The sequence below is a fragment of the Clostridium paraputrificum genome (assembly GCF_900447045.1).
GTDB classification, from domain to species: Bacteria; Bacillota; Clostridia; order Clostridiales; family Clostridiaceae; genus Clostridium; species Clostridium paraputrificum.
This window is the reverse complement of the sequence record NZ_UAWH01000015.1, coordinates 147,175-159,050: the sequence shown is the minus strand read 5'-3', so window position 1 is coordinate 159,050 and position 11,876 is coordinate 147,175. Positions and strand designations below refer to the sequence as shown.

Here is an 11,876-nt window from a genome sequence, read left to right as displayed (position 1 = left end):
TTTTTCATTACCACTTCTAAGATTAGAGGATTAAATTGTAAATCATATTAGTAACACCCTATATTTAATTATAAATATAGGGATTTTTAAAGCAAACTTTCTTTTATATACTTTATTTAGTATTTATTAATTTTTATCCTTGTTATTTTTCAACCACATAATAGCACTATATGCATGTATAGCAGAACCTGTAGCTAATATTTCTTCATTAAATACTACTTTTTCATTATGCATTGGTTCACCATATAGTAAATTTTCTTGCTTTGTTCCAGCACCTAACATCATATATACACTTGGAACTTCATATGAATAGGAAGCAAAATCTTCCGATCCCATTCCTCCTCCTTCAAACAAATTAACTAAATTCTCACCAATCAAATCTTTTACATATGATGTAATTTCTTTAGCTAAATCAGTATTATTTGTTAATGGTGGTACAGATGATAATTCTATTAATTCTGCTTCGCCTCTAAACATTTTAGCCGTATTTACTGTTATATCATTTATTCTATTAAATATGAATTCTCCTATTTCTTTATCTAAACTTCTTATTGTTCCCTCCATAATTACTTCTCTAGGAATTATATTTGGAGCTTCTCCCCCTACAAACTTACCAATAGTTACAACTGCAGCTTTAGTAGCTGGTATTTCTCTAGCAATTAGTTCTTGTAAAGATAAATATATATGTGCTGCTATATTAATAGGATCTACTCCAAGCTCTGGCATAGCTCCATGACATCCAGTTCCTTTTACGACTATTCTAAATCTATTACATCCTGCTATACTAGTACCTAAACCACATAATACCATATTAGAAGGAGTTCCTGAATGAACATGCATAGCCATTGCAGCATCTACATGCGGATTTTCTAATACACCTGCTGCTAACATTTTTTTAGCTCCAGTAAAACCTTCTTCATCTGGTTGAAACACTAATTTAACAGTTCCTTCTATATCATCTTGATTTTCCCTAAGTAATTTTGCTGCACCTAATAGCATTGCAGTGTGCATATCATGTCCACATGCATGCATACTCCCATTAATTGACTTAAAATCACATTCAGTTGCCTCAACTACTGGTAATGCATCCATATCAGCTCTTAACAAAAACGTTTTGCCTGGATTTTACCACTAATTGTAGCAACTACACCACTTTCACATATTTCTTGTGGTTCATACCCAAATTCCTTTAACTTATCAATTACATAAGCTTTTGTTTAGGTAACTTTGAACCAACTTCAGGATTACTATGAATAGTCCTCCTAATAGTAATTAAATCATCATATATTAACTTTGCTTGACTCATAATTTTATTCATATGTATACCTCAATTTCTTTTATCTCATATTTATTTTAATTACTTTTTTATAATATATTCATTAAACTATTAAATCAAATAAGCTGTTATCTTTCTCACTGAATTTTACATAATATAACCTATTATGCTCACATTTTCTAACTTTTTCATATTAGATAATTATCCTTAGAACAACAACTCTCTTTAAGCTTCTTAAGCATTGTTATTGATTCATATAGTGTATAACTTCATTATTCTTTATCATATGGATTAGTTTACTATTTAATTACACCCTATATAAATAAAAGAGATTGCTTTTTTCTATAAACTGCAATCTTTTTTATAAAAATATAAATACTCAAAAACTACTCCAATTAAAATTCCAATTGTATAACATATTAAGTCACTAAATAAAAATCCATGTCCTAAAATTAATGCTCCTAAGGTTGTATTTCTTATTGAATTTATCCATTCCCCTTGGTAAAGTTGAGATATTTCTATCAAATAAGAAAATGTCATTGAAGCCAAAGCCAAATTTCTTATTTTAGCTTTATTAAATAGAAAACCAAATCCTAAATACACCATTAAAGCCCATAAGGTATCTCCTGCATATTTGCTTATTAAACTATGTAAGTAGCTTTCATAACTTCTTGAAGCAATTCCTAAATCATAACTATGATAATAAGCCCTATATATATAATTCTTTTTCTTTTCATCTTTCTACTCCTATAATATTAGTAATCACACACTTCAAAAGCTAAATAATCATAATGATAGTTATATCCTAATTTTTCAGCTAATGCTACAGAGGCTTTATTATGAGCATCCCAACTTGGATATAAACCTCTATTAAGACATTCTAAAATTAATTTTCCACCACAACAATATGCAAGACCTTTTCTTCTGTATTCCTTTTTAGTATCAATTTCTACTTCAATTCCATCTCTATACCGTGAATAAGCAGCTGCACCTGAAATAGGTTCATTATCTTTCATAACAACAACTCCTAATCCTAGATTCTTAAACATTTCATAATCAGAATATTGAGCAACAAAACTCTTACTCCAATCATTTAACCTACAGAAATTAAAAATCTCTTCATCTATCATTCTTAGTGTATACTCTTGAGGTAAAGAGTTTACAATAGCCATCAATTTATCCTTATGAAAAATATGCTCTTCTTTTTTAATAGCATATCTAGTAATTTTTTTTGCATTCTTTCCGTAACACTCTTTAATTAGTACTGACCACTCATTACTTTGAGGTACCATTATTATAAAATTCTCTTTATAGTAATCTGGTTTATATTGTACAAGCTCTTTCTTAGCTACTCCTCCCAAAAAACAAAAGTCTCCAAGTACAGCAATTGCTGATTTTGGATTTTCTTCGTCATCTACATAAATACTTCCCATTATGTTTTGAAGACATGACCATATAATTGTTTCTTCCCAATTACCAAATAAATCTTTAGCCTTTTCTGTATTCTTTAGCTTATAAATCATATAACTCTCCACTCTGTTCATTGCTATTCTTAATTATAATCTTAAATTTATTGTAACACTTTTATATGTGCTCATAATAATAAATATTTATATATTTATGTATTTATATGTTTAAAACAATATTTATTTTTTTGTTTTTGCATATATAACTTTTAGAAATAAATTTGGAGGTTTGTTATGGCAAGAAGAAAAAAAGAATTTGTGATGTCTAAGGATGATTTATGTTACGAAGAGCCAATGGATGAAATCTGTTTTACAGATTATGTACCACCATCAAAAGATGCTGTTGCTAGTTTTTGTTTTACCGATGAAGCTACAGAAGAAAAATTAAGTTTTGATAATAGAAAAGAAGAAGCTAAACCTTTTACAGAAACAAAGTTTACTCCCCAATCTCATAAAAATAAAAAAGGTAAAGTACACCCTAATGGTATAACTCCACCTGTAGACGGAGAAAAATTTGAATTTGTTAGGACCTATTGCTTTAGAAAGTCTACTTTAATAAAACTTAATAAACTTAAAGCTAATAATCCTGACTTTAATATCTATATTAGCACTATAATTGATGATGCTATATGTTCTTACTATGATGGTGTTATGAAATAAAGTTGAGAGCTTGCCCTCTCAACTTTCTATTAAATATTTAATTTATACTAAGGTTAGAAAATAAGTCCACAAAACTTTTTATCCCCGAAAGAACTACTACAACAATTAATATAAATACTATTAATGTAACAATAAATATAATATAAGATGACTTCTTCATATTTTTAATTTCTTTCTCTTCTAGATCGTGTTTATCCATTAATTTCTTCCTCCTTAAAATATATTTAGCACTCTATTCTTTCTATAGGGAATAGAGTAAATTACTTTTTATTTAAAAGAAAGAGTTACTATCTACGCAGAACTTTCTGATTGTTTTCTATAAGTTATTAAAATTTTTCAAAAAATCTATGATTATATTTTTCTATATACATATAGTGTAAAACATAATATTTGTAAATGAAAGAAGAGAAACCATAATTTATGATTTCTCTTCATAAGCTATTCATTTTTCAGTTTAATTTTAGACATCATTATAGGAATGGTTGTTGCTATTACTAAGGCTATTAAAAGTATTATTCCCATACCATTACTTGCTGCAAATCCAGCAGGAGTTTTTGGAGTTATTACTCCTGTAACCTGAAGTATTATTCCTAATAGCCCAATTATAGAGCCACCAGCTACAAGTCCTGAAGAAAGGCTTATTCCATTTGAAACTTTTATTTCCTTTTCCTGTTCATCTTTACTCATCTTTTCTACCAATACTCTTATTAAAGCACCTACTAATATTATAGAAGTTGTTGATATAGGTAAATAGAATCCTATAGCAATAGTCATTATAGGTAAATCTAATAAGAATAAGAACAATGCCATTACAATACCAACTATAATCATTGGCCATGGTAAATCACCAGACATTATACCTGATGTTAAAGTTGACATTAAGTTAGCTTGTGGAAGAGCAAATGGTGCTTCTGCTCCAGTAATTCTTAACTGGCTTGATAGAACTAAGATTGTTCCTGTTACCACTATAACACCAATAACACTTGATATAGCAAATGAATTTCTCATTTCACTTCTGCTTCCACCTATTATGTAACTTACCTTTTGAGATTGGCTGTAACCACCAGCTACTGCTATTGCAACTACCATAAAGGCTGCAAATAAAAGTAATGATTTATTATCAGCTGGAGAAGTCCATCCCATTATAACAAAAACTAAAGTTAATATTACTAAAGATGCAATTGTCATGCCTGATACTGGTAGGTTTGATGTACCTATTGTACCAGTTAAACGTCCTGCTACTATAACAAATAATAATGATAATATCATAGAAACTATTGCACCTATTATTGCCATCTTTATATTTTGAGAAATTATAAAGGCTGCAACAAAGGCTACTATAATTCCCCCAAATAGCATAAGAATGCCACCTGAATTCTTTTCATTGCTTCCATCATTGCTTGATTTTGCTTTAAATGTTTCTTTAAGAGAAATAACAATGGTTGGTATAAGCTTAACTGCGCCAATAATACCACCACAAAGCATCATTCCAGCTCCAATATACTTAACATAGCTTCCTGCTATTGCATTTACATCCATTTGATGAAGTAACATAGAAGCATCATTCCATGATTGGGCACCATGTTCTGCAAAATCAGTAAAGTAACCTATTAATGGAGTAATACCAAAGTTAGCTAAAACTGAACCTGCAAACATCATTAAAGACACTTCAAGACCAACTATAAATCCAATACCTAATAAAAGTGGATTTACTTCAGTTGAGAACTTCCATTTATAAAACTTACTTCCTACAAAAGTAATAGTATTGTTAATTAGATTCAAAAATGATCCTGTTAATACATTAATAATGCCACTTATTCCAAATCCAATACCCATGTATTTTATAGCATCTCCACCTGCTTCAGATGCAACTAAAGTTTCAGAGATAGCCATTGATTCTGGATACATAAGAGTTCCATGTTCCTCTACTATTAAGAACTTATAAACTAATGAAAGACATCCTATACCAAATAGTGTGCCTCCTACTCCAACAGTAATTCCCTCTATAAGAGTAATATCACTGCCTATAAGAATAATTGCAGGTAAAACATAAATCATACCACTTGCTATAGATTCTCCACCACTTGACATACCTTGAGTTATATTTTTCCCAAGGATACCTTTACTTTTAGCAAAAACTCCAATAAGCATTGAACCTATAATAGCACCAGGAATCCCTGCTGCAACAGTTAATCCAGATTTCATTCCAGAATAAGCTGTAGATGCTGCAAACACAGCAGCTAAAATTGAACCTATTATGATTACTGCAAGATTTGTTCCACTTTTAGACTTGTCAGTTATGTATGGAACATAATCTTTACCATGAACACCACCATAGGCCTCTTTAGGTAATTTCTTTTTCATCTTTTGTCCCCTTTTCTTTTGTTTATTTATAAATTTATATTTAGTATATCCATTTTTGCTAATATAATAATCATCTCATGTTTTATCACTTTAGTCAGATAAAACAAAAAAACATGATAAATATTATCATGTTTTTTTTGACAATACAAACCATAATTTGTCTTACCTTTAACTTCTAATTATAAAGTATTAATAATTTAACTTATGATTTGAAAAAATATAAATTTTATTATAATTATTTTTAAAAAGAATTATGAAATTACCTATATATAAATACTATTTTAATATTTTTATAGATTACTAGTATATTCAGCAATTCCACTTAATTTTCGCAGGGTTTTCTTCGTTAGAGATAGCAACCTTTTCAAGTGACACTAACATTTTTTCTAATTCTTTACTAGCTAATTCATCATATATTTTTGAACTTTCTGATAAACCACACTTATCATAAACAATTGCTGCTGCTCCATAAAAAGTAAAACCAAGAGCATTTGTTGGTGTATTAATTGTTCCACAAGCTGTTACTATAGCACGACAAGCTACCTGAGCAACAGGGTTTTCTTCTAGACTTCTTGCAACTACATTTCCTTCCTTTATAAGAGATTTAACCTCATTTAACTTTTTAGTTCCATTTAAATATTCCTTTGAAGCTGATACTATATTACGAAGTCTTAAATCATCACTATAGTTTTTTTCATATATATTAAGAAAATTGTCCTCTGCATATGTAATTGCCCAATTGGCTAATGTTGTTTTGCTTTGTGTTTCTATTAAACTCATTAATGATACTATATTGGGATCATCTAAGCTTCCTAACATCTTCCTTAGTTTTGCCATATCTATTCCTACTTTCTTTTAACTAATTATTATTTCTTTTAGTTCCTCTACATTATTTACTAGATAGTCTGCACCTTCTTTAAGTAACTCTTCTCCTCCTCTAAATCCCCATGAAACACCTATAGATTTAACTCCAGCATTTCTTGCAGTTCTTATATCAACATTTGAATCACCAATATATATGCATTCCTCTTTACTTATACCAAATTCATTAATTACTTCTAATAGTGATGTTGGATCAGGCTTAGCTTTATAGTTTTCTCTTAACCCTAAAACTAATTTAAATCTATCAGAAAAATATTTATGTATTATCTCCAATGTAAAATCATGTTTCTTATTAGATACAACAGCTAGTCCAATTTCTTCATCTATTAGTTGGTCTAAAAGATCAATTATTCCATTATAAGACCTAGTCATATCCATCATGTGATCATTATAGTATTTATTAAACACATCTAATACCATATTAACTGTTTCACTATCCCTATTTTCAAGAGGAAGAGCTCTTTCCACAAGCTTGTATAATCCATTTCCAATAAAAGCTTTATACTTTTCAGACTCATGAGTTGGAAATGAAAATTTACTAAGAGCATAATTACATGCATTTGATAAATCATCTATAGTATTTAACAATGTACCATCTAAATCAAAAATAGCTACTTTAAACATTACTCTCTCCTATTTAACCTAATTTCTCATTCGATTATATCATATTTACCTTTTACATTGATAACAAATATAGTAAGAACTATACTTATCTTAAAAGAGTTATTATATATTCTTAAAAATACTATTGGATAACAAAAAACATTAATTTTATAAAAATAGCATTGAAAATTAGTATTTCAATGCTATTTGCTTTATGGAATAACTTTACATATAATTAACTTATACTAATTATAATTAGAAAGGAGTATTAAACTTGAGCAATACATTTACCAAAGATTATACTATAAACATATATGATGTAGATTCTAATATGAATTGTAAATATTCATCTTTAATGAATTACTTATGGGATGTTGTAATATCTCAAACTGATTCTTTAGGCGAAACTAAACATGGACTTGTACATAATTGTGTGTGGGTTTTATTAAAATATGATTTAAAAATCCTAGAATATCCTAAGTTTAGAGATAGAATAACTGTTGAAACTGAAGCCATAGGTATTAAAAAGCTATATGGTTATAGACGTTGCACTATAAAAAATTCAGTTGGTAAAGTAATTCTTTCTGGGATTTCTACTGCAATGCTAATTGACATTGAAAAGAGACGCCCAGCAAAGATTTCTCCTGAACAATTAGAGATTTACGGAATTCAAAAAGAATTGCATGAAATCATACCATTAGATGATTTTATAAAACTTGAAGTTCCTAGCATTACAAGAGCTTATACTGTTAGACATAGCGATATTGATTCAAACAATCACGTTAATAATGTTAAGTATATTGAAATGGCAGTTGATACTTTACCTAATGAGCTTTTAGACCAATATAAAATATCCGATATAAAAGTTCTGTTTAAAAAGGAAGCTAGTGAGGGTTCAACTCTACACTTTAATACAGACATTATAAGAAATAATGAAGATGAATTAATTACAGTTCATAGGGTTTTTAAGGATGAAGTTCAAAAACCAATTACAAAATTAGAATTTAAATGGAAAAAGAATAGCTAAACACTATTCTTTTTTTGATAATATAATTATTTTAAATAATATCGTCTTCTATTCTTAGTTTTATTTTTATATTCAATAGCATATGTTGGGCATCCACAGATACATGCCATGCAATGAGTACAATTCTCTCCCCACTTTGGCTTCCCATCTACTAGTATAATATTATTTAAAGGACATAACCCTTCACATTTACCACAACTTATACACTTATCTGTTGTATGAAATCCCTTTGCACTTACATATATTTTATAAAACATTTTATTTATAGAATTACTTTTCATCCTATCAATAATAGTAGTTTTATTTTCCTCAAATTTTCTGCCACTAACTATATATTTTACTATTTTATTAACTTCTTCCTCTACATTTTTAATTCTTCTTTCATTCTCTTCATCACTTGGAGTACTATACATAACAATATAATTATCCGGCATAACCAAAGCTCTTAGCCCCATAAACTCAAGTCCTTTTTCCTTAGAAATATACTTTAAAAATGAAGTGGCATCTCCTGTATCAGCACCGCAGGTAAGAATAAAATACACCTTTCTATTTCCAGAAAGCTTTATATTCTTAATAAACTTTTCTACTACCATAGGAATTCTCCATGCATAAGTAGGAGCTATAAAGACAAAAGGTTTATCTGATTTTATTTCATTATTACTACCACTCTTTATAAGTTCATTAATTGACATAATTTCATCATCTATTTCTTTACTTATTAACCTTGCAATATGACGACTATTTCCTGTTCCAGTAAAATATAATATCATTTATTCTCCTCCAATTATAGAACTAATTTACTTTTAATTAGATAACTTGTCTGCTAAAGCATCAATATATTCCTTTGACTCTTTAAGACCAGCTCCTGTTGTCATTCTATATAGCTTAACTGCCTTTACTTTCTTCCCTTCTATTATTAATTTATTTAATTCATCATTTATCTTATTAAGCTCATCATCTTCTATTTCTAAATGATTTATTATCTTATTTAATTTGTTATTTAGGATTTTAATTTGATCTTTTTGATTACTAACATTCATCATTAACACTATACTTACACCACAAAGAAATCCTATTATAGCATAATCCACTATATCTCCCCCTTTATTATTCAATATCACAATTATACATTAAATTCTTATAGGTTAAAATATTACTACTATAATAGTAAAAGCAGTAAAACTAAATTTACTGCTTTTTTATAACCTCATTTATTTCTCTAACAACTTCCTTTAATTCTTTATTTGTTGTATCAACCTTAATTGTATTCATTTTCTCATATAATACTAACCTTTCAAGGCTCCTTCTTATATTATCTTCATCTCTTAAACCTTTACTAATATCTCCTTTAATTCTTGACACTAATGATTCCGCAGGACACATTAAAGTGATCTTATATATTTCTACATTAGAAGTATTAAGGCCTTTTAATATTTCCTCCATTATCTCATCTGTATGAATGACCCAGTTAAATATTATATATTTGCTACTAGAGTTTCTTATATAATTATTTAGAATATGAATTATATTATCTAAAACCATAGTCTTATTTTCTTCATTTACTGTAAAGGGGTTCATCCTCCAGCAATCATCTCCATCTAGCCAAAATGAATTATCTAATTCTTTATAAATCATTCTACAAACTGAAGTTTTTCCAACTCCCATAACTCCATTTACAATAATTAACTTCTTTTTCACTTCTATCACCTATTCAATTTCTAATTATCTAAGTCTCCCTGCTTTCTATAAATATATGTAACAAAGGATCCTCTCTCATCCATCGTCTCATTATACTTAACCAATTCTAAGCTTTCATTTAACCCATTAAAATCTGATGGCTGTATTAAGTCTTCTTCTCTTATCTTTGAATCTGGTACATGTTTCTGTCCAAAACCATTAATGAATAAAATACCTTCTATTCTAAGATGTTTATGTATACTACTTAATTGCTTCTTACTTAATCTATAATGATTTATAATTATATTATCAAATTTCTCTATGTTATCTAAAGCATCAGGTTTACTTAAATCTACTTTCTTAGTATTAACTTTATAATTATTCCTTGCTGCAAAGTTATGTAGTCTTTCAAGTGCTTTAATACTAAAATCTACTCCAGTAACATTAAATCCTTCCTGTAATAAAAACAAACTATTCCTACCATCTCCACAAGCTAAGTCAAGAACAGTTCCACTTTTAAGATACCTTATGTTCTTAACTAAAGCTTCTTCTGGTTTTAAAGGATTTCCTCCCCTATTTTCAAACTTTTTATCCCAATAACTTTCGTTTCCCATGTATTCCATATTTCTCTCCTATAAGTTTATTAAATAATTCTTACAATTTATAACTATAAACTACAATCAAGATTAAGCAATTATCTAAAAAAGTGAGTTTTAAAATTTGTACAATGCTGTCTTAGTCTATCATTGAACATTAAATTTTGTTGTTCTGTTTCAACATAAGGAATTCTAAATGGACCTTTATAGTGTATATAATTAACTATATTTGATCCATTAAACATACCTTCATCAATATCTAGTCTATAAAATACATATCCTCTTTGTTTATCAGATCCAAAAGGATAGTTTACAGCTCCACTAATTTTATCATAAGCAAATTCATCACCAAGCCAATCATTTTCTATAACATTTTTGTTCTTTAGTCTTGGTATTTCAGCAGAATAGTTTATACCCTTTTTTTCAAATAATAATCTGCCACTTATTAACTCAAATTTCTGAGTATTACTAATTGAAAATCCATCTTGCCAATATGATTTTCCATCTTTCCACTTAAAATATTCAATTACATACATTTCATTATTCTTTAATTCAGCGTAAATAGTCGTTGCCTCTAAATTATATTTACCTGGTATCTTATTATACGTACGAACTCCTAAATCATTTTCAATAGTTTCCTCTTCATAATCAAACATTAACACTTCATTAGATGATTTTATAACTATTGCATCCTTTAACAAAGCTATCTCCTCATCTGATATATCTTTAATAATATCCCTGGGAAATCCCTTATCTATAAGTATTTCTCTAGTTTCTGAAATTTGAGGAGTAACAAACTCTATAGAATTTAATTTAATATGGTTAGACAATAAACAACAAATAGACACTACAACTACACATCCAATATAATATATACAAAGAAATTTCCTATTACTTATCTTTTTATTCACTCCTGATGGCTTATAGTTTATTGTATTAAAATAATTACCTAATTTGTAAATAGAACAGAAATAATACAAATAACTTAAATTTAAAATAATAAATATCCACCAAAGGCTACCTAAACCAGATACTATGCAAATTACAATAATAACCCTCCAAATAATTACTCCTAAAATAGGATCTTTTCTTGGTTTAATATCTGCTTTCTCAAAAACTTGCTTTAAACCTTTACGAAATATTAAAAGAAAGCTTACTTGAAATATAGTTTCAAATAATACTTCAATTGTAATATTATTGAATCTTTCACCTAAGGGTGTATTGGTACATATTAAATTAAAAATATGAACTATAATATTTATTATAGAAAAAATCCATGCTACATTAAGAGCCTTATTTTCCTTATGTATATCGCGTAAACCAAT

Annotated in this window: 13 protein-coding genes and 1 pseudogene; 2 read left to right on the top strand and 12 right to left on the bottom strand. The window is 28.2% G+C overall.

Features of this window, described 5'->3' with window-relative positions:
• Positions 1-126: 126 nt before the first annotated feature.
• The 3 genes and pseudogenes from DR024_RS12265 to DR024_RS12255 all read right to left on the bottom strand — a co-directional run bounded on the left by DR024_RS12265 (position 127) and on the right by DR024_RS12255 (position 2,799).
• Positions 127-1,318 (bottom strand): annotated as a pseudogene (locus DR024_RS12265) (M20 metallopeptidase family protein).
• Positions 1,319-1,618: 300 nt separating this feature from the next.
• On the bottom strand, positions 1,619-1,882 hold the full coding sequence (locus DR024_RS12260) for a ribosomal maturation YjgA family protein (protein WP_111918902.1): 264 nt from the start codon (positions 1,880-1,882) through the stop codon (positions 1,619-1,621).
• Between the two features lie 149 nt (positions 1,883-2,031).
• The gene (locus DR024_RS12255) at positions 2,032-2,799 is read right to left on the bottom strand and encodes a GNAT family N-acetyltransferase (RefSeq protein ID WP_111918900.1); all 768 of its coding nucleotides are present in this window, start codon (positions 2,797-2,799) and stop codon (positions 2,032-2,034) included.
• A 177-nt stretch (positions 2,800-2,976) separates the two neighbouring features.
• Between DR024_RS12255 and DR024_RS12250 the strand changes: the two genes are divergently transcribed.
• Positions 2,977-3,402: a hypothetical protein gene (locus tag DR024_RS12250; RefSeq protein WP_099328236.1), complete on the top strand. Its 426-nt coding sequence runs from the start codon at positions 2,977-2,979 to the stop codon at positions 3,400-3,402.
• Positions 3,403-3,439: 37 nt separating this feature from the next.
• On the opposite strand, the gene DR024_RS17770 is transcribed toward DR024_RS12250, so the two are convergent.
• The 4 genes from DR024_RS17770 to DR024_RS12235 all read right to left on the bottom strand — a co-directional run bounded on the left by DR024_RS17770 (position 3,440) and on the right by DR024_RS12235 (position 7,272).
• On the bottom strand, positions 3,440-3,601 hold the full coding sequence (locus DR024_RS17770) for a hypothetical protein (protein ID WP_172458948.1): 162 nt from the start codon (positions 3,599-3,601) through the stop codon (positions 3,440-3,442).
• Between the two features lie 239 nt (positions 3,602-3,840).
• Positions 3,841-5,766, bottom strand: coding sequence for an OPT family oligopeptide transporter (locus DR024_RS12245; protein WP_099313354.1), 1,926 nt, complete (start codon positions 5,764-5,766; stop codon positions 3,841-3,843).
• Between the two features lie 309 nt (positions 5,767-6,075).
• A complete protein-coding gene (locus DR024_RS12240) occupies positions 6,076-6,603 on the bottom strand; it encodes a putative immunity protein (protein WP_027098406.1) in 528 nt (175 codons plus the stop codon).
• 18 nt (positions 6,604-6,621) lie between these two features.
• Entirely contained in the window at positions 6,622-7,272 is a 651-nt protein-coding gene (locus DR024_RS12235; protein ID WP_027098405.1) for an HAD family hydrolase, read from the bottom strand.
• A 253-nt stretch (positions 7,273-7,525) separates the two neighbouring features.
• Between DR024_RS12235 and DR024_RS12230 the strand changes: the two genes are divergently transcribed.
• On the top strand, positions 7,526-8,278 hold the full coding sequence (locus DR024_RS12230; RefSeq protein ID WP_027098404.1) for an acyl-[acyl-carrier-protein] thioesterase: 753 nt from the start codon (positions 7,526-7,528) through the stop codon (positions 8,276-8,278).
• A 26-nt stretch (positions 8,279-8,304) separates the two neighbouring features.
• On the opposite strand, the gene DR024_RS12225 is transcribed toward DR024_RS12230, so the two are convergent.
• The 5 genes from DR024_RS12225 to DR024_RS18035 form a co-directional block, all read right to left on the bottom strand.
• A complete protein-coding gene (locus DR024_RS12225) occupies positions 8,305-9,048 on the bottom strand; it encodes an EFR1 family ferrodoxin (RefSeq protein WP_027098403.1) in 744 nt (247 codons plus the stop codon).
• 33 nt (positions 9,049-9,081) lie between these two features.
• The gene (locus DR024_RS12220; protein WP_027098402.1) at positions 9,082-9,369 is read right to left on the bottom strand and encodes a hypothetical protein; all 288 of its coding nucleotides are present in this window, start codon (positions 9,367-9,369) and stop codon (positions 9,082-9,084) included.
• 97 nt (positions 9,370-9,466) lie between these two features.
• Positions 9,467-9,976, bottom strand: coding sequence for an AAA family ATPase (locus tag DR024_RS12215; protein ID WP_027098401.1), 510 nt, complete (start codon positions 9,974-9,976; stop codon positions 9,467-9,469).
• Positions 9,977-9,996: 20 nt separating this feature from the next.
• Entirely contained in the window at positions 9,997-10,578 is a 582-nt protein-coding gene (locus DR024_RS12210) for a class I SAM-dependent methyltransferase (protein WP_027098400.1), read from the bottom strand.
• 71 nt (positions 10,579-10,649) lie between these two features.
• On the bottom strand, positions 10,650-11,462 hold the full coding sequence (locus DR024_RS18035; protein ID WP_242983107.1) for a hypothetical protein: 813 nt from the start codon (positions 11,460-11,462) through the stop codon (positions 10,650-10,652).
• Positions 11,463-11,876: the final 414 nt, after the last annotated feature.